This window comes from Sporosarcina sp. FSL K6-3508 (genome assembly GCF_038615825.1).
Taxonomy (GTDB): domain Bacteria; phylum Bacillota; class Bacilli; order Bacillales_A; family Planococcaceae; genus Sporosarcina; species Sporosarcina newyorkensis.
Map to the genome: position 1 here is coordinate 1,613,172 of NZ_CP152016.1, position 17,110 is coordinate 1,630,281.

The 17,110-nt window shown below is 45.9% G+C and carries 23 protein-coding genes; all 23 read left to right on the forward strand.

Annotated features, from left to right (window positions below; translation table 11 throughout):
- Positions 1-10: 10 nt before the first annotated feature.
- From MKX97_RS07735 to MKX97_RS07845, 23 genes are read left to right on the forward strand one after another with little or no spacing between them, the layout of a single operon-like run.
- The gene (locus MKX97_RS07735) at positions 11-403 is read left to right on the forward strand and encodes a hypothetical protein (protein WP_342537350.1); all 393 of its coding nucleotides are present in this window, start codon (positions 11-13) and stop codon (positions 401-403) included.
- Positions 404-427: 24 nt separating this feature from the next.
- Positions 428-1,444, forward strand: coding sequence for a major capsid protein (locus tag MKX97_RS07740; protein ID WP_342537351.1), 1,017 nt, complete (start codon positions 428-430; stop codon positions 1,442-1,444).
- 18 nt (positions 1,445-1,462) lie between these two features.
- A complete protein-coding gene (locus MKX97_RS07745; protein ID WP_342537352.1) occupies positions 1,463-1,666 on the forward strand; it encodes a hypothetical protein in 204 nt (67 codons plus the stop codon).
- Between the two features lie 5 nt (positions 1,667-1,671).
- Positions 1,672-2,013 carry a hypothetical protein gene (locus MKX97_RS07750; protein WP_342537353.1) on the forward strand — a complete coding sequence of 114 codons (342 nt, stop codon included), beginning with the start codon at positions 1,672-1,674 and terminating at the stop codon, positions 2,011-2,013.
- Positions 2,013-2,324 (forward strand): hypothetical protein, encoded by a 312-nt coding sequence (locus MKX97_RS07755; protein WP_342537354.1) that lies wholly within the window; start codon positions 2,013-2,015, stop codon positions 2,322-2,324. Before MKX97_RS07750 ends, MKX97_RS07755 begins: the two co-directional genes overlap by 1 nt.
- A 9-nt stretch (positions 2,325-2,333) precedes the next feature.
- Positions 2,334-2,762, forward strand: coding sequence for a hypothetical protein (locus MKX97_RS07760; RefSeq protein ID WP_342537355.1), 429 nt, complete (start codon positions 2,334-2,336; stop codon positions 2,760-2,762).
- Complete coding sequence (locus MKX97_RS07765; protein WP_342537356.1) at positions 2,759-3,352, forward strand: hypothetical protein; 594 nt, start codon at positions 2,759-2,761, stop codon at positions 3,350-3,352. The genes MKX97_RS07760 and MKX97_RS07765 overlap by 4 nt, the downstream gene beginning before the upstream one ends.
- 2 nt (positions 3,353-3,354) lie before the next feature.
- Entirely contained in the window at positions 3,355-4,443 is a 1,089-nt protein-coding gene (locus MKX97_RS07770; protein WP_342537357.1) for a phage tail sheath subtilisin-like domain-containing protein, read from the forward strand.
- Positions 4,444-4,457: 14 nt separating this feature from the next.
- Positions 4,458-4,886 carry a phage tail tube protein gene (locus MKX97_RS07775; RefSeq protein ID WP_342537358.1) on the forward strand — a complete coding sequence of 143 codons (429 nt, stop codon included), beginning with the start codon at positions 4,458-4,460 and terminating at the stop codon, positions 4,884-4,886.
- A gap of 51 nt (positions 4,887-4,937) precedes the next feature.
- Positions 4,938-5,390, forward strand: a complete 453-nt coding sequence (locus MKX97_RS07780) for a hypothetical protein (protein WP_342537359.1) — start codon at positions 4,938-4,940, stop codon at positions 5,388-5,390.
- 20 nt (positions 5,391-5,410) lie between these two features.
- Positions 5,411-5,575, forward strand: a complete 165-nt coding sequence (locus MKX97_RS07785; RefSeq protein WP_342537361.1) for a hypothetical protein — start codon at positions 5,411-5,413, stop codon at positions 5,573-5,575.
- A gap of 3 nt (positions 5,576-5,578) precedes the next feature.
- Positions 5,579-8,023 carry a tape measure protein gene (locus tag MKX97_RS07790; protein WP_342537362.1) on the forward strand — a complete coding sequence of 815 codons (2,445 nt, stop codon included), beginning with the start codon at positions 5,579-5,581 and terminating at the stop codon, positions 8,021-8,023.
- Entirely contained in the window at positions 8,023-8,700 is a 678-nt protein-coding gene (locus tag MKX97_RS07795) for a LysM peptidoglycan-binding domain-containing protein (RefSeq protein ID WP_342537363.1), read from the forward strand. The genes MKX97_RS07790 and MKX97_RS07795 overlap by 1 nt, the downstream gene beginning before the upstream one ends.
- A complete protein-coding gene (locus tag MKX97_RS07800; protein ID WP_342537364.1) occupies positions 8,697-10,562 on the forward strand; it encodes an NlpC/P60 family protein in 1,866 nt (621 codons plus the stop codon). Before MKX97_RS07795 ends, MKX97_RS07800 begins: the two co-directional genes overlap by 4 nt.
- Positions 10,559-10,981: a DUF2577 family protein gene (locus tag MKX97_RS07805; RefSeq protein ID WP_342537365.1), complete on the forward strand. Its 423-nt coding sequence runs from the start codon at positions 10,559-10,561 to the stop codon at positions 10,979-10,981. The genes MKX97_RS07800 and MKX97_RS07805 overlap by 4 nt, the downstream gene beginning before the upstream one ends.
- Entirely contained in the window at positions 10,978-11,403 is a 426-nt protein-coding gene (locus MKX97_RS07810) for a DUF2634 domain-containing protein (RefSeq protein WP_342537366.1), read from the forward strand. The genes MKX97_RS07805 and MKX97_RS07810 overlap by 4 nt, the downstream gene beginning before the upstream one ends.
- Positions 11,403-12,458, forward strand: a complete 1,056-nt coding sequence (locus MKX97_RS07815) for a baseplate J/gp47 family protein (protein WP_342537367.1) — start codon at positions 11,403-11,405, stop codon at positions 12,456-12,458. The genes MKX97_RS07810 and MKX97_RS07815 overlap by 1 nt, the downstream gene beginning before the upstream one ends.
- Positions 12,455-13,141, forward strand: a complete 687-nt coding sequence (locus MKX97_RS07820) for a putative phage tail protein (protein WP_342537368.1) — start codon at positions 12,455-12,457, stop codon at positions 13,139-13,141. The genes MKX97_RS07815 and MKX97_RS07820 overlap by 4 nt, the downstream gene beginning before the upstream one ends.
- Positions 13,142-13,447 carry a hypothetical protein gene (locus tag MKX97_RS07825; RefSeq protein ID WP_342537369.1) on the forward strand — a complete coding sequence of 102 codons (306 nt, stop codon included), beginning with the start codon at positions 13,142-13,144 and terminating at the stop codon, positions 13,445-13,447.
- Positions 13,440-14,102, forward strand: a complete 663-nt coding sequence (locus MKX97_RS07830) for a hypothetical protein (protein WP_342537370.1) — start codon at positions 13,440-13,442, stop codon at positions 14,100-14,102. Before MKX97_RS07825 ends, MKX97_RS07830 begins: the two co-directional genes overlap by 8 nt.
- Before the next feature lies 1 nt (position 14,103).
- On the forward strand, positions 14,104-16,563 hold the full coding sequence (locus MKX97_RS07835; RefSeq protein WP_342537371.1) for a hypothetical protein: 2,460 nt from the start codon (positions 14,104-14,106) through the stop codon (positions 16,561-16,563).
- Positions 16,560-16,742 (forward strand): hypothetical protein, encoded by a 183-nt coding sequence (locus MKX97_RS07840; RefSeq protein ID WP_342537372.1) that lies wholly within the window; start codon positions 16,560-16,562, stop codon positions 16,740-16,742. Before MKX97_RS07835 ends, MKX97_RS07840 begins: the two co-directional genes overlap by 4 nt.
- Positions 16,742-16,879: a CD1375 family protein gene (locus tag MKX97_RS07845; RefSeq protein ID WP_342537373.1), complete on the forward strand. Its 138-nt coding sequence runs from the start codon at positions 16,742-16,744 to the stop codon at positions 16,877-16,879. Before MKX97_RS07840 ends, MKX97_RS07845 begins: the two co-directional genes overlap by 1 nt.
- Positions 16,880-17,110 lie beyond the last annotated feature (231 nt).

Here is a 17,110-nt window from a genome sequence, read left to right on the forward strand (position 1 = left end):
AGGAATTACTATGCCCTACACAGGCAAAACGGTTACTACTGAGTTCCGAGGAGGACTCAATATTCTCGCTTCGGAACATTTTCAATTTATTGAGGGGGGCGCCACACTGGACGCCGCTAAATTTGGTGCGGTTTATATTCCGGTAGGTACGCCGATCGCACGCAATACAACAACAGGGTTTTTCGAGCCGTATAAGGATACGGAAGATGCAGTCCCGGAAGGTTTTGACGAATTGTCATTACTGAATATTGACGTGGAATCAGACGGACGAACAAATATCGTGGTCGGGGAAGTACTGATTCGTGGATCTGTATATGATGCAAAGCTACCTGAAACTGTCACAGCTGCATTCAAGGCGGCGACTAGCCCGCAAATTCGCTATGTCAAACACATAAAACAATAAGGAAGTTGAAGGAGGAATTTTATTATGGCAGGTATTACGCATTTAGAAGTATTTCAAAAGCCGGCGCTTAAAGCACTGGTAGATTTAACAGAGCAGGACGTACAAGAAACAATTGCAGATCGGTTCTTGCCGACTGTGCCGACATATGACCGTCGTTTTGCTTACGATATCATTAAAAACAATCAATACATCGCGGCATACATCGGATACGGTGCAGAGCCGCCTGTCGTTGACCGTAATGCAGTGGCAAACAAGATGGGTGAGATTGCATACTTCGGTTTGAAGGACATTGTCACATATGAAGAATTACAGTCCATCAACGAAGCTCGTAACAACGCAGAGCAAGCAGCGGTCATCGAGAAGATTACCGTGAAGAATATCGATTTATTGAACGGATTACGCAAGCTGATTTATGTAGCAAAGATGGAAGCTCTCACACGTGGTACGCATTCCTATGATGCGAATAACGTGAAGGTCAACTTCGACTTCGGCATTCTGGAAGATCACAAGGTTGCTCTATCGTCCGGCCAAGACTTGGATGCTCCAGGCTTTGATGTTATCGGAATGTTACAGGACAACGTGCAAAAATATGCGGAAGCGAATGGCAAAGAGCCAGACGTTATGTGGGTATCGCGTGAACTAAATCAGAAGCTACTTAAACATGGTTTAGTGGTTGCTGAAGCAGGCAGACCAGAAGGGGCAAATCGTATTTCACAAGCGGAACTAACCGCTGTATTTGAAGCGCATGGCCTACCACCTGTACAAGTCATTACAGACCGTTTCGTGCAATACAAGGACATTTACACAGGCGATATCGTTCGCAAAGAAGTAATGCCTGTCAATCGTATTGTCATGCTATCCGAAGGAGTTGGGGAGTATTTACTTGGCCCAACACTTGAAAACAACTTCCAACCAGGTTTGTTCTTGGAAGCATACGACAAAAAAGAACCGATCCAGTCTGTGTTGCGTGCAGTTGGAGCTGGATTCCCTGCACCTGAAAAAATCTCATTCGTGTATCACATCGATGCATATACACCTTAATAGTAGGAGGGAAATATTGTGGCTAAAACAAAAGTAGAAGTTCTTAATACGATTGTGGATGGAGCGCGACGTGGTGAAACTATCGCTATTGATTCTCGTTCCGCTGAACACCTTGAAAGAATCGGTTACGTAAAGATTCTAGGTGAAGAGACGGCTGCTCAAGAAGCGAAAGTGAAAGCTGAAGAACAAGTGGAAGAAAAACCGAAGAAAAAGAAAGGGTGATCTATATGGTCACTGATCTAACTGTAAAGCTTTATTTGCAGAAGCTGTCCAACACGGACGGCTTTTTTGCATTGGATCTGCTGGAGCAAGACAAGGCAATTTTTAGCGCGTTTGAATTGCTCAAAGATAACTTTCCTGTCGAAAAGCTGACAGACCGCGTTGTAGCTCTGCAAGTCCTGTACATGCTCGAGGGCGAAGGTGAAGAGTTTGCCATGCTCAAACGTCAAGGTGTCAAGTCCTACTCAGTGAAAGGTATATCTGTCACGTTTGACGGTTCGGGCATTTCGCCTGATGTCATCGGGATCCTTGTCGGTACACTACGTGCGGCGATTGGGAGGCTGATCTAATGTTTCCTACACCGCATACGGTGACCGTCTATAAACCAGGCGAAGATGATTTCTGGAGCAACGCCGGCGACGCTGTTGTGTTGATCATAAAGTGCCGCGTCGATGAAAAGACGCAAGTGGTTAAAAACCGCATGGGCGATGAAGTAGTAGTTGGTGCGGAAATCATGTTTCGCGGATTGCCAGACATCGACTATGACGACAAGATTGAGTTTATCAACGAACGCGGTAATAGCCTAAAACGCGAACCCGAATTGATAGCGCCCGCTCGAAAACTGAACGGCAAAGCGCTATACACATCGGTGTACTTGTGAGGTGGTCATATGGCGAAGGAATTTGAACTGGATATGTCGGCGTTTATAAAGGCGATGGAACAGTTGCCGGAAAAGGTCGGCCAAGGTGCGCAGGCGGGACTTGAAAAGATCAAAGATGATTGGGTCAAGGAAGCGCAACACGTTGCTCCTGAAGACAGTGGAAATTTACATGATTTGATTACAGGCGAAGTGCGTGGTCAAGGCGCGAACGGCTTTATCGAGATAGATGGCAACGCCGACACCATGAAGGGCGGCGACAGTTTTAACTATGCTTATTACATCCATGAACAAAACGCAGGCGGCAAGTCGTTGCGAACCGATAAAAACCCGAATGCGATCAAAAAATTCTTGGATAAGCCAGCTGAAGACAATTTGGATAAATGGCAAGGCTGGATGGAAGATGAAGTTAAAAAGGCGCTGGGAGAGTGGTCGGAATGACAACACTGCCGAACATTACAGCGAATATCGCACTCGAAATACAAACGATTGCGGAGTATGTGAGTCCTCTTTTCGATGAAGTGAAAGGTCAGGACTTGCCTAAAGTATATAAGCCTGGTCTATGCGTAGTGCAATGGGAAGGTGACGACGTGGAACGTGAGACGGGGGTAGTTGATCGGTACGATCGAGTATTCAACATCCTGTCCTTCGCAAAAAATCCGTTCGGATCATTGCAACAAATAGACGCATTGCAAAAATTATTTACAAACATACATTCATTGCAAATCAAAGGGTCCAGTCGCTATATGCGAATTGGGTCCTTTTTGCCGTCCCGTCCATTTTTGACAGAGGACAAGGTGGTCTATGCGTCTATAGGCAAGTTGCACGCGCAAGTGCGGCAGATGGCAGCGCAAGAAGTACACCCACCGATTGGCGGAATTATCATTCGCCCTATTCTTCCACCTATCGATGGCGATGGAGAAAGCGGCGGTGAAAATGGAGATTCGGGCGGTGAGGACGGTGGCATTACGCCGCCTGGTTACGAAGATGACATTGTTATAGGTGAAGATTGTAGAAAAGGAGAGATGTAAACATGGCTAACGGCGGACAATGGGATCCATTATCCCTGCCAAAGCGGCCGGGGTTATATATTAACTTCGTCAATCGCGCACTCGCGCAAGTAGTCGGAGGTCCCAGGGGAGTTGTGGGGCTTCCGATTTTTACGTATGCAGCAGAAGGTGACGGAAAGAAGTTAGAGTCCGGCAAATTTTTGACGGTGGAAACTGAAATTGAGGCAGTTGAAGCGGTGGGCAAGGTAAATGCAACGCCTATCATTCGGGTGCTTTCAGGAGGCGCCGCGCAAGTTTTAATTTATGGCGTACCCGCGAAAGAACCGGAATCAGAATATGATTTTACAGGTATCCGGGCAGCATATGAGGCGCGGTCTTTTAATGTCTTTGTGTATCCTGGTGCCGTTTCAACGGCAGAGCAGGAAGCGACGAAAGAATGGACGGAAAGGAACCGGAAAGACGGTAAGCATTTTACGTATGTAGCCGGTGGTAGTGCAGAGGATGACCAAGACCCGGAAGTAGGAAATGCGCGATCTATTCTGCTAAAAGATGATTATGTCGTCAACCTGATTGTAGGGGGCATCGACGGTTCAGGGAATGAAATCCCATCGGAAGAATATGCATCATTTCTCGCCGGTCGAATTGCAGGCACACCAATTAATCAGTCGATCACATACGACGATCTACCGCTGTCTGATGTGAATCGCCGTATGACCAACGCAGAAATCATTACAGCGCTTGATTCAGGTTCGTTAGTGTTGGTCAACGATGGCCGAAACGTCAAGATTGAGCAGGGCATTACGACAAACACAACCGAGACATCGCGTGGCAAGATCCGGGCCATGAGAGCGCGACAGGCAATCGCTACGGACATCCCGGCGGTTGCAAAAGATCATTACATCGGCAAGATTGACAACAATCCAGCTGGACAGGCATCGCTGATCGCCGCGATTAAACAGTATTTAGAAACGCTCGAAACAGAAAATGTACTGATGAATATAGACGCTGGGCTAGATTCGCGACGTGAATCAAAAGGTGATTGTGTGTTCATTTATATCCAAGCAGACGAAGTCGACTCCATGGAGCGCATCTTCTTGGAATTCGGAGTATAAGGGAGGGAATGTAAATGACGCAATTAGCAGACGGCACAAAGGTGCTCAATGGAGCTTTTGGAAAGTCGTATCATGACGGCGAATGGCTCATGAATGTTACAGACCTAGAAGTCAATATCGAACCAGAATACGAAGAGGTTCCGCTTCCTGGTCGACGAACACCGGGGCAAAAACTCATGAAAATCAATATGAACGGAACAATTTCAGGGTATACAGTTTCCCGCGTTTTGGCTGACAAAATCGCCACAATTCTTGACGATGACAGCCCTTCATTTGTAACAGAGCTTATGTCTGAAATGAGTGATCCGGATAATCCGGAAATGAAAGGTTTCTACCGCATCAAAGGCGTGCAGTTCCAGAAGATTCCGGGCATGGGGTACACCCACGGAGAAATCGTAAAAGAGGAAATCCCATTCGTTTTTACAGGTTACGAGCCAGTTTAATTAAGCGCCCTTCGGGGGCGTTTTTATTTTACCTAAAAAAGGAGAATGATCATGACAGAAAATACAGCTGAATTTGAATACAAAGAAGTGCAAGCGCAGGAAAAACCTAAGAAGAAGTCAGCGCTCGAAGCGCTTCTCGGTACTTCTACGGATATTCAAAAGCCGGTCTACATGAAGCGATTGGAAACTGATTTCGTTATCAAAGCACTAACAGGTGAAAAAATAAATGAGTTGCGCGAGCAATGCACCTACACACGCCCAGGCAAAGGCGGCAAGATGGAAAAACATGAAAATACGGATGAACTCGGACAACTGATTGTTGCAGAAGCATGTATCGAGCCGGACTTTTCGAATCCTGAACTGATGAATCACTACCGGGCAGAATCACCTGGCGACTGTACACAGAAAGCTTTGCTTTTCGGAGAAATTGCCATGTTGTCTTCTAAAATCATGGACCTGTCAGGTTTTGAAGATGATCCAATCGAAGAAGTAAAAAACGGATAAAGGAGGGTGGCGAACTGACGATGCTACATCGAATTTGGCAACGTCACAGCATCCCTCCGCACGAAATACACGCCTTGTCATGGGATGACAAGCAACTGATCTACGCTTCCGAGGAATTGGCATTTGAGGAAGAAGAGAAGGCACGAGCGGAAGAAGAAAAACGGCGCAAGCAGAAAGGAGGATAATCAATGGCATTTGATTTGGTCGCCAAGCTGAAATTGCAGGATGACTTCACCAATCGACTGAAAAGAGTTGGACAGCAGCTGGATCGCTTAAAGAATCAAGTGAGTAAAGCGGCAAGCTCGACCAGTGATATGGGGAAAAAGTTTTCCGATGCTAGCAAAATCGCTTCCAAAGGCTTGGATAAAATAAAAAGCAATGCTAGTAAAATGCAAAACACAGTTGGTAAAGCGGGCAACTTTTCTTCTAAATCATTAAAGTCAATCACTACCACGGCGAAAGATGTTGGGAGAAAATTTACTGATCTTGGCAGCCGCTCACGTGATGCGTTGAGTCGCATAGGCAATAGTGCTTCTCAGCTGCCAAGCAAATTTAGCGGAATGGGCAGCAAGATTAAAAACAGTATAAATACAGGGATAAAAGGCCCGGCGTCATCCGCTAGAAGTGCCATACTAGGTATAGCATCTGCCGTAGGGGTAGTTGCGGTCGCGTCTAAAGGTTTCCAATTGCTCAAAGGAGCAATTGAGGGCGCGGTCGCTCGATATGATACTTTAAATGCGTTTCCGAAGGTAATGGAGAAAATCGGTTTTTCCACGGATAAATCAAAAAAGGCCATCGACCGGTTGGTAGAAGGTATTGATGGTTTGCCGACAACGTTAAATGAGATAGCGGCAACCACACAGAGAATAGCAATCATGACGGGTGATTTGGATAAAGCGACGGAGACAGCTCTCGCACTGAACAATGCATTAATAGCGTCAGGAGCAGATGCGGACAAGGCGGCGCGGGGTACTGAACAATATCTCAAGATGTTATCTACCGGTAAAGTTAATATGGACTCTTGGACAACATTGCAAGAGGTAATGGGGCTAGGGCTAAACGACCTAGCTAAATCATTCGGCATAACAGAGGGCGCAATTCAAGATCAACTTTATAATAAACTTAAAGACGGGAAAATTACTTTCGAGCAATTCAATGACAAACTGATCGAATTAAGTAAGGCGCAAGATGGTTTTGCTGAAGCCGCATTAAATAGTTCAGGGGGCCTCGCTACAGCTTGGAAAAACATTAGTACAGCCATAACGAATGGGGTCGCTGGTTCAATCACTGCTATTGACCAAGCGCTCGGCGGTACAGGGAAAATTGAGAATATCATCAAGAAAATCAAGCCTGTCATTAGTCAAACTTTTGAAAACGCTAATGAAAAACTAGGTGCTTTTGCCAAGCAGATGAAAAAAATCTATGATGCAACCAAACCCATCCACCCCATCCTCAAAGAAATCGCAAAAGCCGCGTTGGTATTTGGCGCCGTCCTCGGTGGCATGGCGATGGCTGCAGGAGCAATTGCGGGAATTGGGGCATTGTTCGCTGTCATCGGTTCGGGCGTCGGTATTGCAATTCTTGCAGTTGCGGGACTAGTAACTGGGTTTATGGTAGCCTACCAAAAAATTGAGCCGTTCCGTAATGCGGTACAGAACCTTCTTGGCACATTCAAAGAGGTTTTCAATGTGCTTAAAACAGGTTCAGGCGGCGGTGATCTCATGAAGAAGATGGGATTCAGCGACGACCAGATCCAAATGGCGCGTAACTTTGTAGACAGCATCGTGGAGACGTTTGGCAAGGTCAAAGAAAGCTTCAAGCAACTCGGAGACTTCCTTTTGCAGAAGAAAGACGAGCTGGCGCCTACTTTGGATCTATTAGCCGAAGCATTCTCCATCGGTAAAAACGTATTGGTAGACGTATTCACAACATTGTGGTCCGTTCTACAGCCGATATTCGGCGCGTTAAAGAACGCCTTTATGATTGTGGCGGATATTGCAGTGGTTGCATGGACAAACATTATTGCGCCTGCTCTTCGATTTGCCATGAAGAACTTTCAATTACTGTGGACCATTGTAGGACCGATTCTAAAACTGCTCGGATCAGCAATTGGAGTGGCGTTTGGAGTACTGAAGATTGTTTGGGACACCATCCTAAAGCCGGTTGTGAAATTTCTGAGCGGTATTTTCACCAAAACCCTCGAAGCACTGAATCCTAAAATGGATGCTTTGAAAGGTAAATTTGAAGTTTTCGGCGGGGCAATCGAAAAGGTCGCCGGTTGGTTTGACACCTTCAAGTCTGCGTTGGCGAAATTCAAAGTGCCGAACTGGCTATCAAAGCTAGGTGGAGGTGGTACGGTTAAATTTGAAGGCGGGGGCGGCGGAGACGAAAAAGGCGAAGGTCGCTATCACGGTATCAAATACGTCCCGCGTGATAACAAGCCGTACAGACTCCACCGCGGGGAAGCAGTGCTTACCGCAAAAGAAAATAAAGAACGTCAAAAAGGCGGTGGGGGAGGACGTCCGTTCATCATTCAAATGAACGGTACGGTCATCCGTGAGGAAGCAGATCTTGATCGTCTAGCTGACAAAATGGTGCGCAAATTCATTGCAGCAGGAGAGGGGGGCGCATAATGGCGATACCGGAGTATTGGTTGAGTTATAACAACGGAGCGGAGAAGCTGCGCTTTCCAGTGCCCCCTCCTGTAGTTAATGTATCGTCGCCTTTTACGAATACAGACATTGAAATAGTTTCGGGAAAAGAATTTACGATTATCGGAGACAGAGGGCTGAAGGAGTTTTCCTTCCAGTCCTTTTTGCCGCGTGATTATAACTCCACTTATTGCGATTATGTCGATATACCGGACCCGTACAAATTTATCAACTGGATTGAGCGGTGGCGCAATAGTAAGCGCCCGATCCGTTTTATGGTAACAGGTACGAATATTAACTTGCCAGTGACTGTTCGTGATTTCAACTATGAACTGGAACGTGCGGGCGAGCCAGGCGATGTCTATTTCAACATTGTGTTAAAAGAGTATGAATTCCTGACGCTTGGAAAGAAAGTAGACATTACTAAACCAGCTGCACCAACCAAACAGACCGACAGACCACCGGTTGTCAATAAAGGCTCGACAGCTACACCGAGCGGCACACACATTGTTAAAGCGGGGGAAAGCCTCAGTAAGATCGCCTTTGCGGTCTATAAAGACGCAAACCGTTGGAAGGATATTTTTAACGCCAACAAAAAATTGATCGGTAATAACCCGGATAAGATCACGGCGGGTATGAAGTTGGTGTTGCCGAAATGACAACGAAACCAATTGATTATAAATCTGACCGACCGGACGTACAGGTACTGTATTACGATGGGAAAACGCTTCATCAGATGGGTGAGGTCGTCGAATCAGTGTCCATTAAAGGTGATGTCGCACAAGCGGCGCGAGAGTGTTCCGTCACTTTTGCCAATACAACAAAGGGCATTCAGCGGATATTTGATATCGTGAACGGCAAAGAGATCCGCGTCTTGTCAGGTGAAATGGAAGTATTTCGCGGCACGGTGCGCAGTTTCGAGCGCCATTCTGATGGTCGGGATAGCCTGATTGCCAAAGATGGCAATGAATATTTGATTAAAAACACGGTCAACGTCAAGTTTATTGAGAAAACCGCGACACATATTATCAAAACGCTATGCGGCAATTACGGCTTAGCAATCGGAAAACTATCTGACACCAAACATAAAATCCCGCGTTTTATCATGCGCGGTAAAACGATCTATGACGTATTTATTACGGCGCTCACGATGACGCAGAAGGTCACTGGCAAGCGATACATGCTCCATAACGTCAAAGGTAAGCTAACCCTTGAAGAAGTTAAACCGGCAAAGGAATGGTTGCGCTACGAAGCCGGGAAGAACCTAATTTCCGCATCTTATTCCGAATCTATTGATGATACACGGACGCAGGTGTTGTATACAGGCGGCGATGAAAAATCACCATACAAGGTTGTCGTCAAAAAGGACACAGACAAATATGGAATCATGCAACATGTCGAACATAATTCAGACGCCAATCAATCGGCATTGCCGGGACTTGCAAATGCATTGCTTGCCGAACTATCCAAGCCGCAGAAAGAAATGTCTATCAAGGTGCTGGGCATTCGCAATATGGTGGCTGGCATGGCTGTAGTCGTACAGGATAACCTGACAGGTATTCGCGGAACTTATTTCGTACTGGCAGATAACCATGAGTTTAGTGCAGGTGGTGTGCATGTCATGGACTTGACGCTATCTAAAACGCTTGATTTGCCGGTACTCGAATATGAGCCACCAAACGAAGAAACGGATTCTGATAGCGGGAGTAGCGCTGAGTATGACGTGGCCTATACAAAAGGTTGGATTGCGACAGCTTATGATCCAATGCTTGGAGGCATCAATACAAGTGGTGATCCGCGCACGACAGCAACTAGTACGCGTTGGGCGTATAATCGGACGATCGCGGTTGATCCAAAAGTGATTCCTCATGGCTCGGTTGTCGCTATCAAGGTACCCAGCATGCCAAAGTATAATGGCATGTATTTGGCAGAGGATTCAGGTGGTGCAATTAAAGGTAAACGCATCGACATCCTCATTCAAGGTAAGAATGCAACATCCACGTTCGGACGCCGAGAAATCGAAGTAGCCATCCTTGAAAAAGGGAAAGGTGCACCAGACGCACGAGCGAAAGTTAAGACGTGGAATTCCATCAAGAAAAAGTGGAATACAAAGAAGGAGCAACGTGAAGTAGACAAGGCTGCCAAAGGAAAAGCGGCCGGCATTATCAAGACTGCCAATTCCTATAAAGGGAAATTGCGCTACGTATTCGGCAGCAAAAACCTGCCAAACGGAACGTCAGACTGTTCCGGATTTACTAGCTATGTTTTTAACAAGCACGGTATTAAGTTGCCGCATGGAACATCTGCACAGATCAGACTTGGCAAGTCAGTCAATAAAGCGGATGCAAAGCCGGGTGACTTGGTATTCTTCCAAAACACTTACCGCAAGGGCGTTTCACACGTTGGTATCGTCACTCGTAAAGGTTATTGCATCAGCATGCACGACAAAGGTTGCACAGAGCACACCTACACAACGGGTTACTGGGGCCAGCACTACATGTCGATAAGGAGGGCGTTATGATGCAAATGCAAAAACGATTGAAATATGAAGGCAGTCCATACTCGCAGATGGTACAGGCCATGCGCGACATCGGACGAAACGAAACATCCACCATGGAGTTTGGCACGATCATAAGCGCGCCTCCCGACATTAAGCTGCACATTGACCACGACGAAAACACCTATGACAAAGATGACATCTATGTTTCAGAACGTCTTACGGCTCACAAGCGTAAGGCAGATATCATAGGACTGGTAGTTGCTTCACCTATGACCGCAAACGGTCAGGGGCCACATACACATGAGCTAACAAGCATCAGCCTGAAAAACGCCGAAATATCCTACTTGGATGTTCTCAAAGAAGGCGACCGCGTCATCGTTGAATGTGACAACGAACGCGCAAAATTTACGATAGTGGACAGGGTGGTGAGCTATAAATGAGTCTCCTGCCAAAAAATGAAACAGAATTGCTAGACGAGTATCTTGAAAGAGTGTCTGGCGATGATGCAGAACAACCAACTAAGACATACATTTTGGATTTTGAAACTGGAAGGATCCGTGGTTTCGTGGACGACTTGGAAGCGGTCAAACAATTCATTCGCAAAGCCATCATCACAGAGCGAAGTAAGTGGCCGATCTATACAGATGGTTACGGATGCGAACTCCCCAGTCTACTAGGACGAGATGTTACGGACGGTTTCCTTCGTTCTGAAATTCCGCGGATGGTCCGTGAGGCAATTGAATATGATGACCGTATACTATCAGTCGATAACATTACAGCGCACCGCGAAGGTGACGCTGTTTTTATTTATGCTGACGTTCTGTCAATTTACGGCAGGGTACGTCAGGAGGTGGTGATCTAATGTACATCGAGCGAACGAAAGACGAGATTCTGGCTGACATGCTTGCGTCGACTCGTGATGATGTGGACAAGCGGGAAGGTGCCATCGTGTATGACATGCAGGCGGCGCCGGCAGGGGAAATTGAAGTACTCAACGTTGTGCTGAATGCGCAAGCGGAGAACGGATTTCTTGATACAGCACAAATGGAGTACGTCGATAAGCACGCCATGCACTTCGGCGAATATCGGAAGCAAGCAGAGTTTGCGCAAGGGTGGCTATTGATATCGGATAAACCTGGTCGTGAAATCAACATCGATACACAGGTACAAGTCCAGTATGACGACTGGCTGTTGACACTATTAATCACAGAATATGCAGTAGTGCCGGAAAGTGGAGAAGTAACCGTACAAGCGGTTGCGGAGTTCCCGGGAGAAAAAGGGAATATCCCGACTTACAGCGATATGACTTGTGTAGATTTGCCGGAAGCGATCATCACCAATCCAATTGAGTTTCAGGGGGGCGTTGACCGCGAATCTGATGATGAATTGAAATCTCGTGTACTACTGAAGGTCCGAAAACCTATTACATCCGGCAATATATACCATTACGAATTATGGGCAAGACAAGTGCCCGGAATCAGCCAGGCGCGAGTCACGCCTTTATGGGATGGTCCTGGCACGGTCAAAGTCACGGTTATCAACTCGGAAGGGCGAGCACCAACAGAAGAACAGGTTCAGGCGGTTGCGGATCACATTGAAAAAGAACGTCCAATTGGCGCTACCGTAACGGTTGTCGCCATCAAAGAAGTGCCGGTTGATGTAATAGCTTCTCTCGTATTGGAAGGTGGTCTACTGCCTGAAGACGTACAAGAAGCAGTAGAGCAAAGTATTGCTGAATATCTGACTGAAGCGGGTATGGAAATACGTTATTCGCAGATTTCACGCGCTATTTTACGCACGGAAGGAATCAAAGACTATGATGATGTAGAAATCGGGGCAGACGGCATAATGGGTGCAGAAAATGTGTTAATATCTGCCGATGACGTAGCAGTTGTTGGGCAGGTGATCTTGACATGATTAGAGTAAATGAAAACGACATCGAACGTCGGAAACAGGAAATGCTTGATAGTATGCCGTCTTATTATAAGGAGTCGCCGGAAGTCAATGCGATCATGCGGGGGAACGCGCAGGAAATTGAACGGAAACGAGCGGAAGCGCAAGATTTGCTGGATCAGATGTTTGTGTCTACTGCGACCTGGGGATTGGATTATTGGGATCGAGTGTTAGACTTAGCGCCTGCCCCGCGAATGTCCATCCGAAAACGTCGTGAGCGTATTCTTGTGAAATTAAATGGAACAGAGCCAGCAACGAAAGCCAATCTGACAAAGATATTGAACTTGTATACGCAAAATAAAGATGCTTTTATTGTAGAATATCCCAACGAATATCGATTCGAAGGAATATTTCCGGCCGATGAAACTGTTGAGATGAATCCTGCTGATATTTATAAAGCAATTAACGAAGTAAAACCGGCTCATTTGGAGTTTTTAATACACATTGCTATTGGATTGATTGCGGAAGTTCGTACCAAACAATACACCTTCCCAGTCCCGTACCAGACCACCGGCACGTTCCATACAGCACCAATTAACGGAGTAGCAGACAAGGTAACAGTCGAAGCAGAATCAAAATCATACACCTACCAAGTCCCGTATCCAGTTACAGGGACTTTTTATTGTTCCTCAGAAGGGGGTTATTAAATGGTTTCACTATTGGAAGACGAAACACTGAAATTTTGGGATCGGCTGATTGTCGGTGCAAAAGTGACGATTGACGGTATCGTAAAGGATTATCCGATTCATGAGTCATCCTATATAGAAGGGAACACTCTAAAGAAATTCGTGTACTTGGAATCGGAATCCGGTCATGTTACGCATGCTTACGTCCATGATCAGCACGGACGCCGGATCCGTGAGCAAACAATGGATATCAAAAAGGACGGGAACGGACTAATGGTCACGTTCTTTTTAAGTTTGGAAATAAGGGAGGGAGTTACGAGTGGCTGAACCGTATGTTTACGATCCGTATTTGTGGAAAGACGATATCATCGAGCTGGATGAAAACAAGCAACCAATTCCCTTAAGGGATAATGAAGGGAATATCATATATGAAACCGGCCCATACGGTAATTTGATTCTACACCCAATTACACGTGAGCCGATTCCGAAGTGGAAACGACTCCAAGATGGGACACTGCATGCAGCGGAAAGATATAACCATATTGAACAAGGCATAGCAAAGTCTCACGAACGCCTAGACGGTCATGCTAATGACATCCTACGCATTAAGATTCAGCAGGAACTCGACGGCAAGGCGCCAGGCAATAGCGGAACCTTCGCAGACACATTCGACGGCGAGCCAAATAAGTTAGTACGTCAAACTGCTCGTGCGGTCCTAACAGCCCCACGGTCGGCGGGAACTACCGTCCTTAATGTTGATAATACAGACGGATTTAAACCATTTACAGAGGTGACAATCTATGACGCTACCAATCATGAGGACGTGCTGATTACCGATGTAACGGAGTCTACGATCACCGTCCAGCCGTTACAGCATGATTACGTCAAAGGCGCTGTTATTGCTCGGAGTAACGTGACGATTGCGGATGGTCGGATGGATAATGGTGCTTGGGGTACCTATTCAGTAATGGAGGTGGTGTGAGATGGCCAAGTATTATTACGATAAGTATACTGTAACAAGAGTTAGTTATCCGGATGGTTATGAATTGGGTGTAACGGAAGATGGTCACCGTTGGTCACTCAAAAGAGATGAGATGTACCAAATGACTAACGGAATACCTACTATAAAAAGTAATGGTCAGCTAGACTTGGATAGCTTTTCTTCTCGTGTTGAGGGCTATAATTCTGCAAATAAAGGCGGGTATTTTGTCTTTGTCGATTACAACCAAACGGTGCTTTTAAGAGGTCAACCCTTTGATGAGGGCTTGTATATAGTTTTTCCAAATTGCGTAAGGCATGCCCCAAGAACAAAGTATTCTTTCTATGATGGTAGAGGAAACCTAGTTCAGTCTAATATCGTTGCCGAGAACGGTACTTACCCAAATAACGGCAAACATAATGATGGTTATTGGTACGTTAGAAAAGAATTAATTAATACAGCCCCAACAATGCCAGGAGCTTTCTCTCAGCCGACCGGCACTTTAGAAATCGGAGACGCCAAAGTATTTTCCGTCGGCGCTTCATCGGATGCAGAGGGCAATCTCTCGAAATATATTTGGGAAGCGGCTATCAACAGCGGTTCATATGCAAAAGTCGGTGAAACATCGACACCAAGCTTTACTTACACAATCCCGACAGCTACATCTCTAAAAATGCGCGTCAAAGCCGTGGATTCAGGAGGGTTAGAATCCGGGTATCGGGAGAGTGCGGTATTTACCGTTTCGAAGCCTACTTACTACTGGAGTAAGTACAATACTTTAACAACCTCTAACTGGATAGAAAATGCAACCTTTTCAGAAGGGTACGTTAATGGGGATAAGAAAAGCTTTTTATCTAGGGGAAAAAGGTACCTCTATGATAAAGCTGCTAATCAGTACAGAATATCTGACTTATGGACCGGATTTGAAAACGTGTATAACACGGATATCGCCTATGAGATCAGAGAGGGATATCTTTACAGATATCAAGCCTATGATGGGACAGGTAGCAATAGCCCGTCTTTCATGGGTGGGACAGGGGATTACTTTAATAACCTGGTGAGTGTGAAAGATCCTTCAAAAAATATCTATTCTCCTACTTACTCACGGGGTAGTCTAGTACAATCTAATATCACGGCCATAGAAGGATCTTACCCAACGGACGGCAGGCACTCTGATGGATTTTGGTACGTCCGAGGTTCCCGCGTATCGCAATCCATTGCACCACCATCGGCATTTACAGCGCCGGCAATCAATGCAGTACTCGAACCGAAACAAGCTCTAACGCTCGCGTTCGGCGCCTCATCCGCACCAAGTATCAGCACCTACGAGGTTCAAAGCCGATACAATGACGGTGCATGGCAAAATGTTGGTTCGCACACAAGTGCATTAACTCGTTCATTCACCGTAACAACTGACAAGACACTTACAACAGTCGAATTTAGGGTAAGGGCTAAAAACACAAGCGGCGTTTATTCCGACTACGTTTATTCCGAAGCGTTCACGATCCAGCACAACAAGATTCCGACTCTAACGCTCGAAACCGAAAACAACAAAACTCTCTACGAAAAAGACACGTTTACAATCAAAGGTTCTGCATTGGAATTGGATATTGGAGACGTCCTGATCGTTTATTACCGTATTAACGGCGGCACTGCTAGAGGGATCGAGACCAAGCTATCTGACGGATCAGCAATTCCATTCAGCGAGCAACTGCTCTTCAAGTCTGGAAAACTTTATAAAGGCGAGACGGAAATCACTGGCAAGCTGACAGAGGGCACGGCTCATACACTTGAAGTCTGGGCAGAGGATAACCAGGGCGGGAAATCGGATGTCGAGAAGCGGACGTTTTATGTTGTTCCAAATCGCCCACCATTATTGACAATCGATCCGATCACAGATCAATCTGATTTAATCAATGTTGATAAAGTAACGGTTACTGGGGAGTCGTTTGATCCTGATGACAACGATGTAGTGGTACGTTATCGTATTAACAACGGTATAAACGTTGAGATTCACAATGGACCTGCAGGGGAGTTTTCATTTGATATTCCATTGTCCAAGCTGACAGACGGTGAAAATAGTATTGTCGTCGAAGTCTCTGACACATACGATTTCAAGTTTTCCAAAACTATTAAACTGAATAAGAAAGCAAACCTAACGCCTTTAGCATCTGCCGTGCAGCGTTACACCATCGTACCCCCGGCTGGATCTGCACAAGGCGTTTTGTTATGGATCAAAAGGGACGAAGCGCAAGACGTAACGGTTGAAATCAGTATGACGAACGGTAAAGAACCGGAAGATTTTAAGCCAATGGAATTCGATTCCTCTGGTCCAGATGAAATTGGAACAGTGGAAGATTTCTACAAGTTCCGCTCAGATGTTTCAGCCGAGAAGATCGCTATCAAACTCTCTTGGACTGGCGATAAACCAATCCATCAAATTCAGGGGGCGTTGACACAATGATTATGGTTAGACGAAAGCAGCCAAACGGTTCGTATGGCCCGTTGGAACCTTTGTTTCCTGACGAACCACCTAAGATTGATGAAACTGTTCTTGTCCTCCTAGAAGCAATGGCCGGGCAGCAAGAACAAATCGAGGAATTGAAAGCCGAAGTCAAAGCGCTAAAAGGGGGTGCTGAATAATGGTTTATCAATACATGGTTCCAGTGTACGGTCTATTGGTGAAAGCAGGAGCGCGTGAAATCGACAGCCTGCCTAAACAGTACCAGGTGCCGGTTGCGGAGTATTTGGCTGCTGAGGTTGAAAAAGAAAGTAAATAAGCGTCTAAAGTTGCATAGACGCTTATTCAGATCCGACTATTTAATTTTTTCATTTTTTAAATCATCTATCTTATCTTGAATAACAAAATGATGATAAATCGTTAATGCAACAACGACCACACTTAGAGCGCTGGATAAAATAGCGCTGCCTACCAGGAAACGATTCGTTCTGGGATTAAACATTTGATCACCACTTTTTATATTAATATGGCTAATCATCAAGAAATTATG

What these genes read in the sequence shown, in the direction of transcription:
- MKX97_RS07735 (WP_342537350.1), top strand. Translation starts at nt 11, where the DNA reads ATGCCCTACACAGGCAAAACGGTTACTACTGAGTTCCGAGGAGGACTC.
- MKX97_RS07740 (WP_342537351.1), top strand. Translation starts at nt 428, where the DNA reads ATGGCAGGTATTACGCATTTAGAAGTATTTCAAAAGCCGGCGCTTAAA.
- MKX97_RS07750 (WP_342537353.1), top strand. Translation starts at nt 1,672, where the DNA reads ATGGTCACTGATCTAACTGTAAAGCTTTATTTGCAGAAGCTGTCCAAC.
- MKX97_RS07755 (WP_342537354.1), top strand. Translation starts at nt 2,013, where the DNA reads ATGTTTCCTACACCGCATACGGTGACCGTCTATAAACCAGGCGAAGAT.
- MKX97_RS07760 (WP_342537355.1), top strand. Translation starts at nt 2,334, where the DNA reads ATGGCGAAGGAATTTGAACTGGATATGTCGGCGTTTATAAAGGCGATG.
- MKX97_RS07765 (WP_342537356.1), top strand. Translation starts at nt 2,759, where the DNA reads ATGACAACACTGCCGAACATTACAGCGAATATCGCACTCGAAATACAA.
- MKX97_RS07770 (WP_342537357.1), top strand. Translation starts at nt 3,355, where the DNA reads ATGGCTAACGGCGGACAATGGGATCCATTATCCCTGCCAAAGCGGCCG.
- MKX97_RS07775 (WP_342537358.1), top strand. Translation starts at nt 4,458, where the DNA reads ATGACGCAATTAGCAGACGGCACAAAGGTGCTCAATGGAGCTTTTGGA.
- MKX97_RS07780 (WP_342537359.1), top strand. Translation starts at nt 4,938, where the DNA reads ATGACAGAAAATACAGCTGAATTTGAATACAAAGAAGTGCAAGCGCAG.
- MKX97_RS07785 (WP_342537361.1), top strand. Translation starts at nt 5,411, where the DNA reads ATGCTACATCGAATTTGGCAACGTCACAGCATCCCTCCGCACGAAATA.
- MKX97_RS07790 (WP_342537362.1), top strand. Translation starts at nt 5,579, where the DNA reads ATGGCATTTGATTTGGTCGCCAAGCTGAAATTGCAGGATGACTTCACC.
- MKX97_RS07795 (WP_342537363.1), top strand. Translation starts at nt 8,023, where the DNA reads ATGGCGATACCGGAGTATTGGTTGAGTTATAACAACGGAGCGGAGAAG.
- MKX97_RS07800 (WP_342537364.1), top strand. Translation starts at nt 8,697, where the DNA reads ATGACAACGAAACCAATTGATTATAAATCTGACCGACCGGACGTACAG.
- MKX97_RS07805 (WP_342537365.1), top strand. Translation starts at nt 10,559, where the DNA reads ATGATGCAAATGCAAAAACGATTGAAATATGAAGGCAGTCCATACTCG.
- MKX97_RS07810 (WP_342537366.1), top strand. Translation starts at nt 10,978, where the DNA reads ATGAGTCTCCTGCCAAAAAATGAAACAGAATTGCTAGACGAGTATCTT.
- MKX97_RS07815 (WP_342537367.1), top strand. Translation starts at nt 11,403, where the DNA reads ATGTACATCGAGCGAACGAAAGACGAGATTCTGGCTGACATGCTTGCG.
- MKX97_RS07820 (WP_342537368.1), top strand. Translation starts at nt 12,455, where the DNA reads ATGATTAGAGTAAATGAAAACGACATCGAACGTCGGAAACAGGAAATG.
- MKX97_RS07825 (WP_342537369.1), top strand. Translation starts at nt 13,142, where the DNA reads ATGGTTTCACTATTGGAAGACGAAACACTGAAATTTTGGGATCGGCTG.
- MKX97_RS07835 (WP_342537371.1), top strand. Translation starts at nt 14,104, where the DNA reads ATGGCCAAGTATTATTACGATAAGTATACTGTAACAAGAGTTAGTTAT.
- MKX97_RS07840 (WP_342537372.1), top strand. Translation starts at nt 16,560, where the DNA reads ATGATTATGGTTAGACGAAAGCAGCCAAACGGTTCGTATGGCCCGTTG.
- MKX97_RS07845 (WP_342537373.1), top strand. Translation starts at nt 16,742, where the DNA reads ATGGTTTATCAATACATGGTTCCAGTGTACGGTCTATTGGTGAAAGCA.